18 protein-coding genes are annotated in these 17,999 nt (G+C 70.5%); 14 read left to right on the top strand and 4 right to left on the bottom strand.

Going from position 1 to position 17,999, the window contains the following annotated elements; genetic code table 11:
* The first annotated feature begins 33 nt into the window (after positions 1-33).
* The 5 genes from OHS18_RS18440 to OHS18_RS18420 all read left to right on the top strand — a co-directional run bounded on the left by OHS18_RS18440 (position 34) and on the right by OHS18_RS18420 (position 4,288).
* The gene (locus tag OHS18_RS18440) at positions 34-639 is read left to right on the top strand and encodes a ClpP family protease (protein ID WP_328450953.1); all 606 of its coding nucleotides are present in this window, start codon (positions 34-36) and stop codon (positions 637-639) included.
* 25 nt (positions 640-664) lie between these two features.
* Complete coding sequence (locus OHS18_RS18435; RefSeq protein WP_328450955.1) at positions 665-1,318, top strand: ATP-dependent Clp protease proteolytic subunit; 654 nt, start codon at positions 665-667, stop codon at positions 1,316-1,318.
* 229 nt (positions 1,319-1,547) lie between these two features.
* Positions 1,548-2,843: an ATP-dependent Clp protease ATP-binding subunit ClpX gene (clpX, locus tag OHS18_RS18430; protein ID WP_328450957.1), complete on the top strand. Its 1,296-nt coding sequence runs from the start codon at positions 1,548-1,550 to the stop codon at positions 2,841-2,843.
* Positions 2,844-2,891: 48 nt separating this feature from the next.
* Positions 2,892-3,311, top strand: coding sequence for a hypothetical protein (locus OHS18_RS18425; protein ID WP_328450959.1), 420 nt, complete (start codon positions 2,892-2,894; stop codon positions 3,309-3,311).
* Positions 3,312-3,367: 56 nt separating this feature from the next.
* Positions 3,368-4,288, top strand: a complete 921-nt coding sequence (locus OHS18_RS18420; RefSeq protein ID WP_328617872.1) for an anti-sigma factor RsbA family regulatory protein — start codon at positions 3,368-3,370, stop codon at positions 4,286-4,288.
* Between the two features lie 21 nt (positions 4,289-4,309).
* Here OHS18_RS18420 and OHS18_RS18415 read toward each other — a convergent pair whose 3' ends face one another.
* Both OHS18_RS18415 and OHS18_RS18410 read right to left on the bottom strand, forming a co-directional pair.
* Positions 4,310-5,230 (bottom strand): alpha/beta hydrolase, encoded by a 921-nt coding sequence (locus OHS18_RS18415; protein WP_328618540.1) that lies wholly within the window; start codon positions 5,228-5,230, stop codon positions 4,310-4,312.
* Between the two features lie 473 nt (positions 5,231-5,703).
* Positions 5,704-6,495 carry a TetR/AcrR family transcriptional regulator gene (locus tag OHS18_RS18410; RefSeq protein WP_328617871.1) on the bottom strand — a complete coding sequence of 264 codons (792 nt, stop codon included), beginning with the start codon at positions 6,493-6,495 and terminating at the stop codon, positions 5,704-5,706.
* Positions 6,496-6,568: 73 nt separating this feature from the next.
* On the opposite strand from OHS18_RS18410, the gene OHS18_RS18405 reads away from it, so the two are divergent.
* Positions 6,569-8,011 carry a carotenoid oxygenase family protein gene (locus tag OHS18_RS18405; RefSeq protein ID WP_328617870.1) on the top strand — a complete coding sequence of 481 codons (1,443 nt, stop codon included), beginning with the start codon at positions 6,569-6,571 and terminating at the stop codon, positions 8,009-8,011.
* Positions 8,012-8,110: 99 nt separating this feature from the next.
* A complete protein-coding gene (locus OHS18_RS18400; protein WP_328617869.1) occupies positions 8,111-9,244 on the top strand; it encodes an alpha/beta hydrolase family protein in 1,134 nt (377 codons plus the stop codon).
* Here the strand turns inward: OHS18_RS18400 and fdhD are convergent.
* Positions 9,241-10,065, bottom strand: a complete 825-nt coding sequence (gene fdhD / locus OHS18_RS18395; protein ID WP_328617868.1) for a formate dehydrogenase accessory sulfurtransferase FdhD — start codon at positions 10,063-10,065, stop codon at positions 9,241-9,243. The genes OHS18_RS18400 and fdhD overlap by 4 nt on opposite strands.
* A gap of 103 nt (positions 10,066-10,168) precedes the next feature.
* Here fdhD and OHS18_RS18390 point away from each other — a divergent pair, with 103 nt between their 5' ends.
* The 7 genes from OHS18_RS18390 to OHS18_RS18360 all read left to right on the top strand — a co-directional run bounded on the left by OHS18_RS18390 (position 10,169) and on the right by OHS18_RS18360 (position 15,621).
* Complete coding sequence (locus OHS18_RS18390; RefSeq protein ID WP_328617867.1) at positions 10,169-11,524, top strand: L-lactate MFS transporter; 1,356 nt, start codon at positions 10,169-10,171, stop codon at positions 11,522-11,524.
* Positions 11,524-11,649 (top strand): MFS transporter small subunit, encoded by a 126-nt coding sequence (locus OHS18_RS18385; protein WP_328450973.1) that lies wholly within the window; start codon positions 11,524-11,526, stop codon positions 11,647-11,649. Before OHS18_RS18390 ends, OHS18_RS18385 begins: the two co-directional genes overlap by 1 nt.
* Positions 11,650-11,764: 115 nt before the next feature.
* Complete coding sequence (locus OHS18_RS18380; RefSeq protein ID WP_328617866.1) at positions 11,765-12,184, top strand: VOC family protein; 420 nt, start codon at positions 11,765-11,767, stop codon at positions 12,182-12,184.
* A complete protein-coding gene (locus OHS18_RS18375; protein ID WP_328617865.1) occupies positions 12,181-12,942 on the top strand; it encodes an SDR family NAD(P)-dependent oxidoreductase in 762 nt (253 codons plus the stop codon). Before OHS18_RS18380 ends, OHS18_RS18375 begins: the two co-directional genes overlap by 4 nt.
* Positions 12,943-12,990: 48 nt before the next feature.
* Positions 12,991-14,394 carry an LCP family protein gene (locus OHS18_RS18370; RefSeq protein ID WP_328617864.1) on the top strand — a complete coding sequence of 468 codons (1,404 nt, stop codon included), beginning with the start codon at positions 12,991-12,993 and terminating at the stop codon, positions 14,392-14,394.
* Between the two features lie 45 nt (positions 14,395-14,439).
* A complete protein-coding gene (locus OHS18_RS18365) occupies positions 14,440-14,754 on the top strand; it encodes a hypothetical protein (RefSeq protein WP_328617863.1) in 315 nt (104 codons plus the stop codon).
* 291 nt (positions 14,755-15,045) lie between these two features.
* The gene (locus OHS18_RS18360; RefSeq protein ID WP_328450982.1) at positions 15,046-15,621 is read left to right on the top strand and encodes a hypothetical protein; all 576 of its coding nucleotides are present in this window, start codon (positions 15,046-15,048) and stop codon (positions 15,619-15,621) included.
* Between the two features lie 3 nt (positions 15,622-15,624).
* On the opposite strand, the gene OHS18_RS18355 is transcribed toward OHS18_RS18360, so the two are convergent.
* Entirely contained in the window at positions 15,625-17,931 is a 2,307-nt protein-coding gene (locus OHS18_RS18355; RefSeq protein ID WP_328617862.1) for an FdhF/YdeP family oxidoreductase, read from the bottom strand.
* Between the last annotated feature and the right edge of the window lie 68 nt (positions 17,932-17,999).

The following is a 17,999-nucleotide window of genomic DNA, read 5'->3' as shown; positions in this document are numbered from 1 at the left end:
ACGAGACCGCCGTCGGCGAAAAGGCAGGCAGACGTGACGCAGCACACGCCCGAGGCGCGGACCGGAACCGCAGGGCTCACCCTCACCGACTCGGTGTTCGAGCGGTTGCTCCAGGAGCGCATCGTCGTCCTCGGTTCCGAGGTGAACGACGAGATCGCCAACCGGATCACCGCGCAGCTGTTGCTGCTCGACGCGGACGACGCCGAGTCCGACATCCGCTTCTACATCAACTCGCCGGGTGGCTCGGTGACGGCCGGGTTCGCGATCTACGACACCATGCAGCTCATCCGCCCCGACGTCGCCACCTACGCGATGGGCATGGCGGCCTCGATGGGGCAGTTCCTGCTCTCCTCGGGCACGCCGGGCAAGCGGTACTCGCTGCCGCACGCGCGGATCCTGATGCACCAGCCGTCGGCCGGCGTCGGCGGCACGGCGTCGGACATCGCGATCCAGGCCGACCTGTTCAACAAGTGGAAGCAGGAGCTGGCCCGGATCACGGCGGACCAGACCGGCCAGACGGTCGAGCAGATCATCGCGGACGGCGACCGCGACCGCTGGTTCACCGCGCAGGAGGCGAAGGACTACGGGTTCGTGGACCACGTCCTCACCGCCGACATCGCCCGTCCGGGCTCGAACTGAGCCGAAGCACCAAGGAGACTTCACCATGAGCAACTTCAGGCTCCCGGGTGACTTCCGGGCACCTTCCGTCCCCCAGTCGCGGTACATCCTCCCGTCGTACGTCGAGCGCACCAGCTACGGCGTCAAGGAGTCGAACCCGTACAACAAGCTGTACGAAGAGCGCGTCATCTTCCTCGGCGTGCAGGTGGACGACGCGTCGGCCAACGACGTGATGGCCCAGCTGCTGCACCTCGAGCACGAGGACCCGGACCGCGACATCCTGATCTACATCAACTCGCCGGGTGGCTCCTTCACCTCGCTGATGGCGATCTACGACACCATGCAGTTCGTCCGCCCGGACATCCAGACCTACTGCCTCGGCCAGGCCGCCTCCGCGGCCGCCGTGCTGCTGGCGGCCGGCACCCCGGGCAAGCGCTACGCGCTGCCGAACTCGCGGGTGCTGATCCACCAGCCCGCCACCGAGGGCACGTACGGCCAGGTCTCCGACCTGGAGATCCAGGCGAACGAGATCCAGCGGGTGCGCCGCCAGATGGAGGTCATCCTGGGCAAGCACACCGGCAAGGACCCGGATCAGATCCGCACGGACATCGAGCGGGACAAGATCCTGACCGCCGACGAGGCCAAGTCGTACGGCATCATCGACGAGGTCCTGCCCTACCGCAAGGCGTCGGCTCTGTAGATCCGCCAGGCCGGTGTGTGTCGAGAAGACGACACACACCGGCACTCTGGTTTAGGGTCGTCCTTCTGACGTGCTCCCGGTGCTCGTGGGTGTTCCCGCCCACGGCATCGGACGGGTACCGTCAGTGGCAATGCGTGAGGCTCCGCTCGGTCGTTCTCGACCGGGGTCGCACCGTCGCAACACACGTCAGGCGCGGACAACCGCGCCGGAGGGGACGAGGTCAACGGCCATGGCACGGATCGGTGACGGCGGAGACCTGCTGAAGTGTTCTTTCTGCGGGAAGAGCCAAAAGCAGGTGAAGAAGCTCATTGCCGGCCCCGGGGTCTATATCTGCGATGAGTGCATCGACCTCTGCAATGAGATCATCGAGGAGGAGCTGGCCGAGGCCGGCGACGTCAAACTCGACGAGCTGCCCAAGCCCGCCGACATCCACGAGTTCCTCGAGCAGTACATCATCGGCCAGAACGATGCCAAGCGGACCCTCGCGGTAGCGGTCTACAACCACTACAAGCGGATCCAGGCGGACGACAAGGCCGGGCCCAAGGACTCCAAGGAGGAGTCCGTCGAGCTGGCCAAGTCGAACATCCTGATGCTCGGCCCCACCGGGTGCGGCAAGACCTACCTCGCCCAGACGCTGGCGAAGATGCTGAACGTCCCGTTCGCGATCGCGGACGCCACGGCGCTCACCGAAGCCGGCTACGTCGGCGAGGACGTCGAGAACATCCTGCTCAAGCTCATCCAGGCGGCGGACTACGACGTCAAGCGGGCCGAGACCGGGATCATCTACATCGACGAGGTCGACAAGATCGCCCGCAAGTCGGAGAACCCCTCGATCACGCGGGACGTCTCCGGCGAAGGGGTGCAGCAGGCGCTGCTGAAGATCCTCGAGGGCACCACCGCCTCGGTGCCGCCGCAGGGCGGCCGGAAGCACCCGCACCAGGAGTTCATCCAGATCGACACGACGAACGTGCTGTTCATCGTGGCCGGCGCGTTCGCCGGGCTGGAGAAGATCATCAACGAGCGGGTCGGCAAGCGTGGCCTCGGCTTCGGCGCGGAGATCCGCACCAAGTCCGAGATCGAGGAGAGCGACGTCTTCTCGGACACCATGCCCGAGGACCTGATCAAGTTCGGGCTGATCCCGGAGTTCATCGGCCGGCTCCCGGTCGTGGCGACGGTCAACCACCTGGACAAGGAATCGCTGGTCAGCATCCTCACCCAGCCGCGCAACGCCCTGGTGAAGCAGTACAAGAAGCTCTTCGAGATGGACAACGTCGAGCTCGAGTTCACCAAGACCGCGCTCGAAGCGATCGCCGACCAGGCGGTCCTGCGCGGGACCGGTGCCCGCGGGCTGCGCGCCATCATGGAAGAAGTGCTCCAGCCGGTGATGTACGACATCCCGAGCCGCGACGACGTGGCGAAGGTCGTCATCACCGAGCAGACCGTCCGGGAGAACGTGAACCCGACGATCGTCGCCCGGCAGCCGACGCGGCGTGCGCGCAGCGAGCGCGGCGAGAAGTCGGCCTGACCCGGGCGTCTCCGGGCACCCGGCCCGGAGACCCGACAGGAAAGCTGAATGACTGCTGACTCATTCCCGGGTACCGGGGCCACGGCCACCGGTGGGGGCGTGCAGGCACCGCCCCCACCGGAGCCGTCCCCGGCACCCGCCGGGGACGTCCCGGCCGGGACGCTGCTCGGGTTCCGCGAACTGAGCGAACGCGTGATCGCGTCCGCTTTCGAGCGCTACCGGTGGCTGAACCGCGTCCTGATGGGCGTGCTGGCCGTGTGCACCGGCACCTGCGTGGTCGCCGTCGTCGCGCGGCTCTCGCCGTTGCCGCTGATCCCGGTGCCGCTGTTCCTCGTCGCGGGCTACGGCCTCTGGCAGGCCCGCGGCGCCCGGGAACGACGTCAGCTGTTCAGCTGGGTCCTCCTGTTCGGCCTCGCGACGATCGTGGGGTTCTGGCTGATCGCCGTCGTCGGCCGCTGGGTGGAGTGACCGGGTTCCTCCGGCCGGTCCGTTTGAAGTTCACCGAACCGGGGTAGCACCCACCCGTGGTAGATGCCCTCAGTCCGTTCCGGCATCCGGCATTGCTCTACCACGGTGACGGGGAGTACTTGGACGGTGTCGTTCCGTTCCTCCTCGAAGGCCTCGACCGGGGCCACCCGGTCGCCGTCGCCGTTCCCGGCCGCAATCTCCTGCTCGTCGAAAAGGCCCTGGGCTCTCGCGTGGGCGAAGTCCGGCTGATCGACCTGCACGAGGCGGGCCGCAACCCCGGCGCGATCCTGCCGACGGTCCTGCTCTCCTTCGCGGGCGAGCACGTGGGCCCGGTGCGGATCGTGGTCGAGCCGGTCTGGCCCGGTCGGACCGCCGCCGAGTACTCGGCCTGCGTGCTGCACGAGGCCCTCATCAACACCGCCTTCGCCGGCCGCGCGGTCTCGGTCCTCTGCCCGTACGACACCGCGGCGCTGGCCCCGGAGGTGCTGGCCGACGCCGGCCGCACGCACCCGGAGCTGTGGAACGCGGCGGGCCGGACAGCCAGCCCGCACTACGACCCCGACCGCGTCCGCGCCGACCTGACGCGGCCCCTCGAATCCCCGGCGGCCGCCGTCGAGCGCGAGTTCGACGTCGGGCAGCTGGCGACGCTGCGCGGCTTCACGGAGATCTGGGCGGCCCGCCACGGCCTGCGCCGGCCCCGCCGGGACGACTTCGCGCTGGCGATCGCCGAGCTGACCACGAACAGCGTGCTCTACGGCGGCGGCACCGGCGTCCTGCGGCTGTGGGCGGAGGACGCGCAGGTCGTCGGCGAGGTCACCGACGACGGCACGATCACCGAGCCGCTGGCCGGCCGTGTCCCGCCGGCGGCCGCGACGCTGGGCGGCCGCGGGCTGTTGCTGGTCAACCGCCTGGCCGACCTGGTGCGCACGTACTGGGTCCCGGGCCGCACGACGACCCGGGTCCACTTCCGCTGTTGACGCCCCCGGCGGGCCGGTGGGTCAGGCGCCGGTGCGCGGGACGTGCTTGCCGAGGAAGCTGATCAGGCTCGGCACCACGGTCTTGTTGAACGTGTCCCCGTGCTTGCCGTGGGCCGTGTGGGCGACCGCCGGGTGGGCTACGTCGATGTAGCGGCGGACGCCCGTGATGAACGAGTCCTCCGTGCCGCACCAGATGGCGTTCGGCACGCCCTCGGTCTCATCGATGTGGCGCAGCGGGTCGAGGGACACCCAGTCCTCCATGCCCGTGAAGATGTGGCGCTTCGCCATCTCCGGCCAGTTCGTGATCAGGGCCGGCGCCAGCGTGGCGACCGCCGCGGGCGGCTGCCGGCGCTCGACCCGGCGGCGCGTGTACAGCAGCGCGCCGAAGCCGCCCATCGAGACGCCCGTGCAGGCGAACGGCTGGCCGGTGTCACCCGCGAAGCCGCGCGCGCGGAGCCACTGGGGGACCTCCTCCAGCAGCATCGCCATCGGGTCGTCGCCGGGGTGCACCTGGTGCCAGTAGTTGTCGCCGCCGTCGACGGCCACGAAGCCGTAGGCCGGGACGGCCTTGCGGGCGACGTCGCTGGAGAGCTGCTTGAGCGTGCCGGTGGGGACCGCGCTGCGGGCGTTGCCGTGCAGGCCGTGCAGCATGAGCGACATCGGCAGCCCGCGCGGCGGGGTCTTCGACGGCAGCAGGAACACCAGGTCGACCATCCGGCCGCGGGCCGCGGAGTAGACACGCTCGACGCGCGTGCTGCCCAGCTGGGTCGTCGGGTTCGAGGACGCCACGCCCAGCGCCCGCTGCAGGGCCTGGCTGAAGGGCAGCTTGCCGGTGGCGGTGCCCACGGCGAGCCCGGCCACGGCCACCCCGGACGCGCCCGCGATCAGCACGGACCGCCGGCTCAGCCACCGCCGGGCGTCGCGGACCGCGGCGCTGCCCAGGGTCGGCGGCGCCTCGGGACCCTCCTCGGCCCCGGTGGCTCGTGCCGGCCCAGCAGACGTGCGGTCGCCGTCGTCGAGAGGCGCTTCGGAGCCCGCCCCGGCAACCCCTGCCGATGCGGCGGCCGCGTGGTCGCGGTGGCTGTCGCTGAGTGACGCTTCGGAGCCTGCCCCGGCGCCAGCGGTGGTTGCCGGCCCAGTAGGCGTGCGGTCGCCGTCGTCGAGCGGCGCGGCAGAGCCCGCCCCGGCGCCAGCGGCGGCTGCCGGCCCAGTAAGCGTGCGGTCGCCGTTGTCGAGCGGCGCGGCAGAGCCCGCCCCGGCCACCCCCGCCGATGCGGCGGCCGCACTGTCGCCCTCGCCGTGCGGTGCCTCAGAGCCCTCCCCGGCTCCGGAAACCGCGCCGGATCGCGCCTCGGCCGCGGCCTGAGGCTCAGCCTCGGTCCGCTCCGCGTCGCCCCGATCCCCGTCTTCCTCGTTCACCTGTCTCCGTCCCCCGCTTGCCACTTCCTGGGACGCCGCGCACCCGCTCCGCGTTCCCCCGCGTCCAGCCCTCCGCCGGGTTGATCGTTCCCACCTTGCCCGGCGTTTCCGATCCGCGCGCGCCAAGCCGCTTTCGCGGCCTCGGACGAGCGTCCGGCCTGGTCCACAGTGTCTCCGAGCCCCACGGCGAGGGTGACGCCGAGGGGTATCAAGATGTGGTCTATACCCTGTTCGCCGGGCCCGAAGTGCCCGGACGCCTCCAACGTGACGAAACCGTGCAGTGCGCTCCACAATTGCGCCGCGGCCTGGTACTTGTCCGCCGGCCGGAACCGGCCGGCCTCGATGGCCCGTTCGGTCGCCCGGACGATGTGCTCGAAGGCCTCCAAACCCTCCTGAGCGGCTTCGCGGCCTTCCTCGGTGGTGAGGTCGGACAGCGTCGCGCGCTTGCCGCCGGGCGCGCTCTGCCCGAACGTCACGGCGAACAGCTGCGGCTGCTCGGCGACCGCCTGCCGGTAGGTGCGGGCCAGGGAAAAGATGTCCGCCACCGGGTCGTCGGTCGCCGGGACCCCGCCCAGCCACGCGGACAGCCGCAGGAACCCCGCGCGCGCCACCTCGTCGACCAGGGCCGCCATGCCCCCGAAGTGCGTGTAGACGGCCATCGTCGAGACGCCGACCTCCGCGGCCAGTTTGCGGGCCTGCAGCGTCTCGGGGCCGCCGTCGTCGAGCAGCCGGATGGCGGCGTCGACGAGCCGTTCCTTGACGTCGGTCGCTCGAGGTTTCGGGCTCATGCTTGCCAGTATCCCATAACCCTGTTATAAAAGTATCTATAACCGAGTTATGGCACGTTCTGAGGGGTCAGCCATGGGCACCAAGTTCCTCGAAGGCAACTTCGCCCCGGTCAGCCGGGAGCACACGATCACCGAGCTGGCCGTCACGGGGGCGATCCCGGACTTCCTCGACGGCCGCTACCTGCGCAACGGCCCGAACCCGCTGTCCGAAGTGGACCCGGCGGCCTACCACTGGTTCATGGGTGACGGCATGGTCCACGGCGTCCGCCTGCGCGACGGCAAGGCGGAGTGGTACCGCAACCGCTGGGTGCGCAACCCGGCCGTGTCGGCGATGCTGGCCGGCGAGGACGCGAGCCGCTACTGCGGGCTGGACGCGCTCGGCGCCAACACCAACGTCATCGGCCACGCCGGCAAGACCCTCGCCCTGGTCGAGGCGGGCGCGCCGATCTACGAGCTGACCGACGAGCTCGACACCGCCGGCCGCTGCGACTTCGACGGCACGCTCCCCGGCGGCTACACCGCCCACCCGAAGCGCGATCCGCGCACCGGCGAGCTGCACGCCGTCTCGTACTTCTTCGGCATGGGCAACAAGGTCCAGTACTCGGTGATCGACGCCGCCGGCCGCGCCCGCCGCACGGTCGACGTCGAGGTCACCGGCTCGCCGATGATGCACGACTTCTCGCTGACCGAGCGGTACGTCGTGTTCTACGACCTGCCCGTGACGTTCAACGCCGAGATGGCCGTCGCCGCCAACGTGCCCAGCGCGTTGCGCACCCCCGCGAAACTGGTGCTCTCGGCGATGGTCGGCAAGGTGCGCGTGCCGGACCCGGTCACCGCGATGATGGCCCGCAAGATCGGCGCGAACGGCGGCCTGCCCTACCGCTGGGACCCGAAGTACTCGGCGCGGATCGGCGTGATGCCGCGTGAAGGCGGCAACGGCGACGTCCGCTGGTTCGACGTCGAGCCGTGTTACGTCTTCCACCCGCTCAACGCCTACGACGACGGTGACTCCATCGTCCTCGACATCGTGCGCCACGCCCGGATGTTCGACCGCGAGCTGCACGGCCCGGACGAGGGCGGTCCGACGCTGGACCGCTGGACCGTCGACCTCAACGCCGGGAAGGTCCTCGAGGAGCGCCTCGACGACCGCGGCCAGGAGTTCCCGCGCGTCGACGAGCGGCTCGTCGGCCGCCGCCACCGCTACGGCTACGCGATGTCCGCCGACGGCGGCGCGACCCCGGCCGGTTCCCTGTTCAAGCACGACTTCCAGACAGGTTCGCGGCAGGAGCGCGCGTTCGGCGGGGGACGCCAGCCCGGCGAGTTCGTGTTCGTGCCGTGCCACGAAGACGCGGCCGAGGACGACGGTGTGCTGATCGGCTTCGTCTTCGACCCGGCGACGCAGCGCAGCGACCTGACCCTGCTCGACGCGGGAACGCTGGAGACCGTGGCCGCGATCCACCTGCCGGACCGCGTGCCCCACGGGTTCCACGGCAACTGGGTGCCGGCTACGCCTTGAGGATGACGCCGCGGGCGAAATGCTTCCCGCGGCCGACGCGGCCCGCCGTCGCGCGCTCCTAACGTCGGTGCCTCACCAGCACCGAGCAAGGGGGACGACATGCGATTCACGGCGGTTCTGGCCGTGCTGACGGGACTTCTGGCCCTGCCCGCACCGGCGTCGGCGAGTGAGACGCCGTACCTGCCGCGGCCGACCGGGGACCACCCGGTCGGCCTGACCACCCTCGACCTGACCGACACCTCGCGCCCCGACCCGTGGGTCCCGAGCGTCAGCGCGCGGGAGCTGATGGTGTCCGTCTGGTACCCGGCGGCCGCGCCGGGCCGGCACCGCGCCGAGTACATGACACCGGAAGAGTCCCGGCTCCTGCTCGCCGACGGCGGGATCACCACGGTTCCGGCGGACATCCTGAGCACGGTCCGCACCAACGCCTCCACCGACGTCCGGCCGGCCGGACGCGCGCACAGCCTGCCGCTCGTCGTGCTCTCGCCCGGGTTCAAGCACGGGCGCGGCACGCTGACCGGCCTGGCCGAGGACCTGGCCAGCCACGGGTACGTGGTGGCCGCGGTCGACCACACCTACGAGAGCGTCGGCACGAGCTTCCCCGGCGGCCGCGTCACCACCTGCGCCGCCTGCGACGTCCCGGAGCGCGACGAGGCCTACTGGCGGAAGGTCGACGACGTCCGGGCGCGGGACGTCTCCTTCGTGCTCGACGAGCTGACCGGGCCCCGGCCGAAGTGGTCGGGCGCGAGCCTGATCGACCGGTCGCGGATCGCCATGGCCGGGCACTCGGCGGGCGGCACGGCGGCCATCACAGCGTTGCTCACCGATTCCCGGATCAAGGCCGGGATCGACATCGACGGCTCCCCGAACCCGGTGCCGCGCGACGTGTCCCGGCCGTTCCTGCTGCTGGGTCGCGTCGAGCAGTACACCCCCGGGTCCGGCCCGGCCGCTTCGACCTGGGAAGCCGCTTGGCCGCGGCTGACCGGCTGGAAGCGCTGGATCCTGGTCGACGGCGCGGTGCACCAGTCGTTCTCCGACATCGTCCTGCTGACCGACGAGGTCGGCATCCCCAACGGGGCCACGTTGCCCGGCACGCGGGGCCTGGCACTCACGCGGGAGTACACCAGAGCGTTCCTCGACCTGCACCTGCGGCACCGGCCGCAACCGGTGCTGGACGGGCCGACGGCGGCGAATCCCGAGGTCTCGTTCTGCGACCCGGGTGGCTGTTCCTAGGTGAGCACCCGGTGGTCGCCGGTGTAGAGGTTCATCGACTCGCCGCGCAGGAAACCGATGAGCGTCATGCCGTTCTCCTCGGCCAGTTCGACGGCCAGCGACGACGGCGCGGACACCGCGGCCAGCAAGCCGATCCCGGCCATCGCGGCCTTCTGCACCAGCTCGAACGACGCGCGCCCGGACACCAGCAGACCGTGTCCGGGCGCCGGGATCCGGTTTTCCATGACGGCCCAGCCGAGCACCTTGTCGACCGCGTTGTGCCGGCCGACATCCTCGCGCACGACGTCGAGCCCGCCGTCCGGGGTGAACAGTGCCGCCGCGTGCAGGCCGCCGGTGCTGGCGAACACCTTCTGCTGCGCGCGCAACGCGTCCGGCAGCGTGGCGAGCGTCTCGCTCTTCACCGCGAAGGGCGCGTCGGCGGGAGAGAAGCGGGTCTTGAGCTTGACCGCTTCGAGCGCGGCCTTGCCGCAGACCCCGCACGAGGACGTCGTGTAGAAGTTGCGCTCGACACCGACGTCCGGCGGCGGCACGCCGTCCGCGAGCGCGATGTCGAGCACGTTGTAGGTGTTGCGGCCCTGGTCGTCGACGCCGTCGCAGTAGCGGGCGACCGCGATGTCCTCGCGGCCGCCGATGACGCCTTCGGACAGCAGGAAGCCGTGGGCCAGCTCGACGTCGTTCCCCGGCGTGCGCATGGTGACGGCCAGCGCCTTGCCGCCGACGCGCAGTTCCAGGGGTTCTTCGGCGGCCAGCGCGTCAGGGCGGCGCCGGTCCCCGGTCGCGGAGATCCGCCGCACCGGCCTGCGCACGGTCACCCTGCCCATCGCCCACACCCTTCTCCGCCGGAAAGTTTGACACTCGCATGGTGCAACGCCGGGTATTTAGTAATACATTCCCTCCATCATCCCCACTCTACGGAGGGATCCGATGGCTCTCGGCTTCCTGGACCGTTCCCGGATCGTCGCACCCCCAGGCTGGACGCGCTGGCTGGTGCCCCCGGCGGCCCTCTCGGTGCACCTGTCGATCGGGCAGGCCTACGCGTGGAGCGTCTTCAAGACCCCGCTCGAAAAGACCATGCACCTCACCGGCACGCAGAGTTCGCTGCCGTTCCAGCTCGGCATCGTCATGCTCGGGCTGTCCGCCGCGTTCGGCGGCACGCTCGTCGAGCGCAACGGCCCGCGCTGGGCCATGTTCGTCTCGATGTGCTGCTTCGTCACCGGATTCCTGGTCTCGGCGCTCGGTGTCTCGACCGGGCAGTTCTGGCTCGTCGTCGTGGGATACGGCGCGATCGGCGGCGTCGGCCTCGGAATCGGCTACATTTCCCCGGTTTCGACACTGATCAAGTGGTTCCCGGACCGGCCGGGTATGGCCACCGGCATCGCGATCATGGGCTTCGGCGGCGGCGCGCTGATCGCGTCGCCGTGGTCGTCGTCGATGATCGGCACCACACCGACCACGGGCAGCATCGCGACCGCGTTCCTCGTGCACGGCGTCGTCTACGCGGTGTTCATGTCGCTGGGCTGGCTGATCGTGCGGGTCCCGGCCGACGGCTGGAAGCCGGCGGGCTGGGAGCCGAAGACCGACCACGGCACGGCGATGATCTCCACCGCGAACGTCTCGGCGGCCAACGCCATCAAGACGCCGCAGTTCTGGCTGCTGTGGGTGGTCCTGTGCTTCAACGTGACCGCGGGCATCGGGATCCTGGAGAAGGCGTCCCCGATGATCGTGGACTTCTTCAAGGGCACCTCGACGCCGGTCGGCGCGGCCGCGGCGGCCGGGTTCGTCGCGCTGCTGTCGCTGTGCAACATGCTCGGCCGGTTCGTCTGGTCGTCCACATCGGACGCGATCGGGCGCAAGAACATCTACCGCACCTACCTCGGCGTCGGCGCCGTGCTGTACCTGGTGATCGCGCTGACGTCGAATTCGTCGAAGCTCGTGTTCATCCTGTGCGCCATGGTGATCCTGTCGTTCTACGGCGGCGGGTTCGCGACGATCCCGGCGTACCTGAAGGACCTCTTCGGCACCTACCAGGTCGGTGCGATCCACGGCCGGCTGCTCACGGCGTGGTCGGTGGCCGGCGTGCTCGGCCCGCTGATCGTCAACGCCATCGCCGACAGCGAGAAGTCGGCCGGCAAGTCCGGCCCGGACCTCTACGCGACGTCGTTCTACATCATGATCGGCCTGCTCGTGGTCGGCTTCGTGGCCAACGAGCTGGTGCGGCCGGTCAAGGCGAAGTACCACGAGCCCGCCGCGGCGGGCGAGACCGCGAAGAGCGAGGCGTGATGAGCGAGCAGAAAGCCGGGCCCAACCGCGTCCCGCTGATCGTGCTGGCCTGGGCGTGGGTCGTGCTGCCCTTCGCCTACGGCGTCTACCAGCTGTTCCTGAAACTGGTGCAGCTCTTCGGCTGACCGGCGTGCCCGGGACCGCTTCGCGTGGTCCCGGGCACTCTTTTGATGTCTCAATGTTGACATTAAGACATCAGGCCTTCAGGCTGGAACCAGCCGACCCTGTTGGAGGACCCCTGTGACCCGTCCCGCCTTCCACCTCGCCATCCCCGTCGACGACCTGGGCCGCGCCCGCGCCTTCTACGGCGAAGTGCTCGGCCTGAGCGAAGGCCGATCCGCCGACAAGTGGGTCGACTGGGACTTCCACGGCCACCAGGTCGTCACCCACGTAGTCGCCGGCGCGCGGGCCGAGGCCGGGCGCAACCCCGTCGACGGCCACGACGTCCCGGTGCCGCACTTCGGGCTGGTGCTGACCGTCGAGGACTTCCACGTCCTGGCCGGGCGGCTGCGCGACGCGGGCACCGAGTTCGTCATCGAGCCCTACCAGCGGTTCGCCGGTGAACCGGGGGAGCAGTGGACGATGTTCCTGCACGACCCGGCCGGGAACGCGCTGGAGTTCAAGGCGTTCCGCGACGAGTCGCAGTTGTTCGCGCTGTGAGCGGCTCCGGGAGCGGGGTTCTCGTCACCGGTGCCTCTCGCGGGATCGGGCGCGCCGTGGCAAGCGCTTTCGCGGCGAACGGCCACCGCGTCGCCGTCCACTACGGCAGCCGGCGGGCGGACGCCGAGGCGACGCTCGCGGCCCTGCCCGGCGACGGGCACGTGCTCGTCACCGGCGACCTCGCCGACCCGGCGGCCGCCCAGCGGATCGCCGACACGGCCGAGGCGGGCCTCGGCGGCGTCGACATCCTGGTGAACAACGCGGGCGTCGCGCCCACGCCGGAGACCGCCCACCCGGTCACCGGGGTGTCCTACGCGGACTGGCAGCGGATCTGGCGGCACACGGTCGACGTCAACCTGCTGGGCGCGGCCAACCTCAGCTACTGCGTCGCCCGGCACCTGATCACCCGCGGGGTGCCCGGCCGGATCGTCAACGTCGGCTCGCGCGGCGCGTTCCGCGGCGAACCCGACAACCCGGCCTACGGTGCGAGCAAGGCCGCGCTGCACGCGTTCGGCCAGTCCCTCGCGGTTTCGCTGGCGCCGCACGGGATCGCGGTGACGTCCGTGGCGCCCGGCTTCACCGCCACCGAGCGCCAGCTGGACCGCATCGACGACGCGTTGCGCGCGCAGAGCCCGTTCGGCCGGGTCGGGACGCCCGAGGAGGTCGCGGCGGCCGTGCTGTACCTGGCTTCCGCCGAGGCGACCTGGGCGTCCGGCGCGATCCTCGACCTCAACGGAGCGTCCCACCTGCGGATGTGACGTGACTCACCCGTGCAGCATATCGGGCGGCGGTGGCGTCAGGAGGGCGTGCATGCACTGGGGAAGGTCGTCGTCGCCGGGGTCGCCCTGGTCGTGTTCTGCGGCACGGCCTACGGCTACGCGAACCTCCGCTCGCTCGACGAGGTCACCCGCGACGACGTGATCGGCGCCGCGGCGAAACCGGGCGAACAGCCGGCCGACGGCTCGCTCGACATCCTGCTGGTCGGCCGCGACTCGCGGGACGACCAGCAGGGCAACCCGATGCCGGCGGACCTGCTGCGCGAGCTGCGCGTGGGCCCGAACGGCGACGACCTCACCGACACCCTCATCGTGCTGCGGATCCCGAACGGCACCCAGGAGGTCAAGGCGTTCTCGATCCCCCGGGACAGCTACGTCTCGATGCCGGGCGGCAAGGGGAAGATCAACGCCGCGTTCGGCCGCGCCAAGGCCGGGGAGGCGCGCAACCGCCGGGAGGCGGGGGAGACGGACAAGAAGAAGATCGACCAGGAGGCGCTGACCGCGGGCCGCCGCGCGACGCGGCAGGCGGTCGAGGACCTCACCGGCGTCACGATCGACCACTTCGCCGAGGTCAACCTGCTGAGCTTCTACGAGATCAGCAAGGCGGTCGGCGGCGTCGACGTCTGCCTGAAGGCGGACACGAAGGACAAGAACTCGGGGGCCGACTTCAAGGCGGGCCCCCAGCGGATCGCGGGCGCGGACGCGCTGGCCTTCGTGCGCCAGCGCGACTACGTCAAGGGCGGCGACCTGGGCCGCGCCCGGCGGCAGCAGGTCTTCCTGGCGGGGCTGGCGAAGCAGGTGCTGTCCTCGGGCACGCTGAGCGACCCGGGCAAGCTGTCGGACCTCATCGACGCGGTGAAGCGCTCGGTGGTGCTCGACGGGTCCTGGAACCTGCTCGACTTCGTGGCGCAGATGCGCGGCGTCTCGGGCGGTGGCATCCGGTTCGCGACGATCCCGACGGTCAACGTGGACTACCGGTACGACCCGGCCAACCCGAAGGCCACCGCGGTGCAGGTGGATCCGGCTCAGGTCAAGGCGTTCGCGGCGGGCCTGATCGGCACCGCGGCCCCCGCGGCACCGGCGCCCGTGGTCGACGTGTCCAACGCGAGCGGCCGCTCGGGCCTGGCCGCACGAGTCGGTGATCTCCTGCGGGACAAGGGATTCGCGCCGGGCACGGCGGGCAACACGACCTCGCGCCGGACGTCGTTGGTCCGTTTCGGCCCGGACCTCGCGGACCGCGGCGCGGAGGTGGCGAAGCTCCTGGGCGGCTTGACGACCCAGCAGTCGCCGTCCGTCCCGGCGGGACACATCGAGGTCCTCCTGGGAACGGTCTATTCGGGCCCGGGAGTAGTAGCCGCCGGCGGCGGCGCTCCCGGCGGCGCCCCCGGTGGGGACGAACCGATCACGTCGGGCGGCGTCGTCTGCGTGGACTGAGCCGCGCGGTGAAACGCGGACAGTCGCGATCGCGACTCCGGGGCCATGGGCGAAGAGAACAGGGACACCTTGGTCCTTCAGGCGCGATCGGCTCTGATCATGGCGGCGTTGCGCCGGTCGATCGTCACCTACAAGGAGCTCGGGTTCGCGATCGGGCTGAAAGACATCCAGCTGCGCAACGAGATGCCGCGCGTGCTGGAGGCGTTGGCGAAGGCCTGTTACGACGCCACTGAGCCTCCCTTGACTGCGCTCGTGGTGAACACCCAGACCGGCAAGCCCGGGTCGGGCCGGCACGGCGATGGTGAACCGTGGCACGCCGACGTACAACGGGTCTTCCGGTACCGGGCCGCACGTGGTTGACCAAACGCCGACCCGCGCGGGTCATTTTCCGGAAATGTGCGGAAGTCGTTTTCTCCTGTCGGTGACCGGACCACAGTGGACCACCGGGCACGGTGGTCCTTGACCTTGCTGCCCTGGTGAGGCAGTGTTCATCGGACCGTGAAACCCCGGGTGCCGAAACGGTTTCGGCGCCGCTCCACCGCACCTGATCACCGGATCGGCGATCATCAGGAAAACCGATTTCCACCATTTTCGTCCCAGGAAAAACGAATGCGCAGAAGCTCCGTCCGCCAATGGAGGTGGACAGTTCCGATGATCGCTTCAGCGGTTCTGCTCGCCGGGTGCCAGTCGATGTCCTCCTCGGTGCACTACCCCGACGCCGTGGACGCCTGCAAGCTGCCCGGGCCCAACGCCCCCGGCCAGCTCGCGCCCGGGACCGTCGAGATCCCGGCCGGCTCGATCAAGACCGCCGACGCCAAGGTCGTGCCCGAGGACCGCTCCAGCACCGACAACGAACTCACCAGCTGCAAGCGGCTGTTCGCCCGCGACCTCGGTCACGGGAAGCCGAACCTGCAGGACTACCGGCTCGTGACGATCGCCGTCGTGCGGTTCACCGGGCCGGACGACGACCAGGCGGCCGCCAAGGCCACTCAGCTGATGACCGACGCCCTCGGCGACCACTCGGGCGTCCGGCTCGCCACCGGCGTCGGCGACGAGGCCGGGTTCTCCGAGTCGTGGGCGGCGGTGCGCACCGGCAACGTCGTGCTCGGCATGAGCATCGCCGACGGCGGGACCGAGGCCGCGCTGATCCCGCCGGCCACGCTCGACAACGTCCAGGCCATGGTCACCGACATGACCGGCACGCTGCGGCGCGACTACCAAGGCTGACGGTCAGGGCTGTGGCTCGAGCCGCACCACGATGGCCTTCGACACGGGCGTGTTCGACTTGTCGGCCACCGAACCGAGCGGCACGAGCGCGTTCGCCTCGGGGAAGTACGCCGCCGCGCACCCGCGCGCCGTCGGGTAGGACACCACGCGGAACGCGGGGGCGCGGCGGTCGCCGTCGTGCCACTCCGAGACCAGGTCGACCATCGCGCCGTCGGCCAGGCCGAGGTCGCTCAGGTCGTCCGGGTTGACGAGCACGACGCGGCGGGCGTTCTCGATCCCGCGGTAGCGGTCGGACAGGCCGTAGATCGTGGTGTTGTACTGGTCGTGGCTGCGCATCGTCTGCAGCAGCAGCCGCCCTTCGGGCACCTTCGGGTACTCCAGTTCGGACACCGTGAAGTTGCCCTTGCCGTTGGCCGTGCCGGTGAACTCGCGGGAGTCGCGGGGCGCGTTCGGCAGCACGAAGCCGTCGGGCTCGCGGACGCGGCGGTTGTAGTCGTCGCAGCCGGTCACGACCCGCGCGATCCGGTCGCGGATCAGGTCGTAGTCGCCTTCGAACGTCCGCCACGGCACGGCGTGCCCCTCGCCGAACAGCTTCTCGGCGAGCCGGCAGACGATCGCGACCTCGGACAGCAGGTGCTCGCTCGCCGGCTTCAGCCGCCCGTGGGAGGCGTGCACCTGCGACATCGAGTCCTCGACCGTGACGAACTGCGCACCCGCGGCCTGGACGTCGCGTTCGGTGCGGCCGAGGGTCGGCAGGACCAGCGCGGTGCGGCCGTGGACGACGTGCGAGCGGTTCAGCTTCGTCGAGACGTGCACGGTCAGCGAGCACGACCGGAGCGCCTTCTCGGTCGTCTCCGTGTCCGGCGTCGCCGAGGCGAAGTTGCCGCCGACGGCGAAGAAGACCTTTCCGCGGCCGTCGCGCATCGCGCGGATCGAGTCGACGGTGTCGAGGCCGTGCTCGCGCGGGACTTCGATGCCGAACTCGCCGGCCAAGGCGTCCATGAAGGACTGCGGCATCTTCTCCCAGATGCCCATCGTCCGGTCGCCCTGGACGTTCGAGTGCCCGCGCACCGGGCACAGGCCCGCGCCGGGCTTGCCGATCATCCCGCGCATCAGCGCCAGGTTCGCGATCTCCGAGATCGTCGGGACGGCGTGCTTGTGCTGTGTCAGGCCCATCGCCCAGCAGTAGATCGTGCGTTCCGACGACGCGATCATCCGCGCGACGCGCTCGATCTGCTCCCGCTCCAGGCCCGTCGCCCGCTCGACCTCGGCCCAGTCGATCTCGCGCAGGTGCCGGGCGTAGTCGTCGAAGTACTCGGTCGAGCGCCCGACGAACTCGCGGTCGACGATCGCGCCCGGCGCTTCTTCGTCCCAGGTCAGCAGCAGGTGCCCGACGGCCTGGAACAGCGCCAGGTCGCCACCGAGGCGGATCTGGGCGAACTCGTCGGCCAGCGGCGTGCCCTTGCCGACGACGCCGCGGACGTTCTGCGGGTTCTTGAACCGCATCAGCCCGGCCTCGGGCAGCGGGTTGACCGCGATGATCTGCGCGCCGTTGCCCTTGGCCTCCTCCAGCGCCGAGAGCATCCGCGGGTGGTTGGTGCCCGGGTTCTGCCCGACGACGACGATCAGGTCGGCCTTGTGGATGTCGGCCAGGCTCACCGAGCCCTTGCCGATGCCGGTGGTGGCCTGCAGTGCCGCGCCAGAGGACTCGTGGCACATGTTCGAGCAGTCCGGCAGGTTGTTGGTGCCGAAGGAGCGCACCATCAGCTGGTAGAGGAACGCGGCTTCGTTGCTGGTCCGGCCCGAGGTGTAGAAGAACGCCTCGTTCGGGTCGGTCAGCGCCTTGAGCTCGCCGGCGACCAGCGCGAAGGCGTCGTCCCAGGAGATCGGCTCGTAGTGCGACGCGCCTTCGCGCAGCACGAACGGTTCGGTGATCCGGCCCTGCTGGCCCAGCCAGTAGTCGGTCTTCCCGCGCAGCTCGGCGATCGGGTGCGCGGCGAAGAACTCCCGCCCGACCCGCCGTTTCGTCGCCTCCTCGGCGACGGCCTTCGCGCCGTTCTCGCAGAACTCGGCGAGCTTGCGGTGTTCGCCGTCGACCTCGCGGGGTTCGGGCCACGCGCAGCCCGGGCAGTCGAAGCCGTGGCGCTGGTTCAGCAGCCGCAGCGCCTTGACCGTCCGGCCGGTGCCCATCTGCTCGACGCTGCGCAGGAGCGACACGGCCACGCCGGGTATCCCGGCCGCCCAGCCCTTCGGCTTGCCCACCTCGAGCTGGGCTTCGTCCACGTCCTGCGACGGCGCTTCACGGGTCATGTGTTCATGGTGCGCCCCGATGACCGATGACGCGACCAGGGGGTCCGTCACACTACCGACACGTCACT

Source organism: Amycolatopsis sp. NBC_00355 (assembly GCF_036104975.1).
GTDB lineage: Bacteria > Actinomycetota > Actinomycetes > Mycobacteriales > Pseudonocardiaceae > Amycolatopsis.
This window is presented reverse-complemented; position numbering and strand designations above follow the sequence as displayed.

Bases quoted from the DNA above. Each gene is read 5' to 3' on its own strand.
- OHS18_RS18435 (WP_328450955.1), top strand. From the start codon at position 665: ATGAGCAACTTCAGGCTCCCGGGTGACTTCCGGGCACCTTCCGTCCCC.
- clpX (WP_328450957.1), top strand. From the start codon at position 1,548: ATGGCACGGATCGGTGACGGCGGAGACCTGCTGAAGTGTTCTTTCTGC.
- OHS18_RS18425 (WP_328450959.1), top strand. From the start codon at position 2,892: ATGACTGCTGACTCATTCCCGGGTACCGGGGCCACGGCCACCGGTGGG.
- OHS18_RS18410 (WP_328617871.1), bottom strand. From the start codon at position 6,495: ATGAGCCCGAAACCTCGAGCGACCGACGTCAAGGAACGGCTCGTCGAC.
- OHS18_RS18405 (WP_328617870.1), top strand. From the start codon at position 6,569: ATGGGCACCAAGTTCCTCGAAGGCAACTTCGCCCCGGTCAGCCGGGAG.
- OHS18_RS18400 (WP_328617869.1), top strand. From the start codon at position 8,111: ATGCGATTCACGGCGGTTCTGGCCGTGCTGACGGGACTTCTGGCCCTG.
- fdhD (WP_328617868.1), bottom strand. From the start codon at position 10,065: ATGGGCAGGGTGACCGTGCGCAGGCCGGTGCGGCGGATCTCCGCGACC.
- OHS18_RS18390 (WP_328617867.1), top strand. From the start codon at position 10,169: ATGGCTCTCGGCTTCCTGGACCGTTCCCGGATCGTCGCACCCCCAGGC.
- OHS18_RS18385 (WP_328450973.1), top strand. From the start codon at position 11,524: ATGAGCGAGCAGAAAGCCGGGCCCAACCGCGTCCCGCTGATCGTGCTG.
- OHS18_RS18365 (WP_328617863.1), top strand. From the start codon at position 14,440: ATGGGCGAAGAGAACAGGGACACCTTGGTCCTTCAGGCGCGATCGGCT.
- OHS18_RS18360 (WP_328450982.1), top strand. From the start codon at position 15,046: ATGATCGCTTCAGCGGTTCTGCTCGCCGGGTGCCAGTCGATGTCCTCC.
- OHS18_RS18355 (WP_328617862.1), bottom strand. From the start codon at position 17,931: ATGACCCGTGAAGCGCCGTCGCAGGACGTGGACGAAGCCCAGCTCGAG.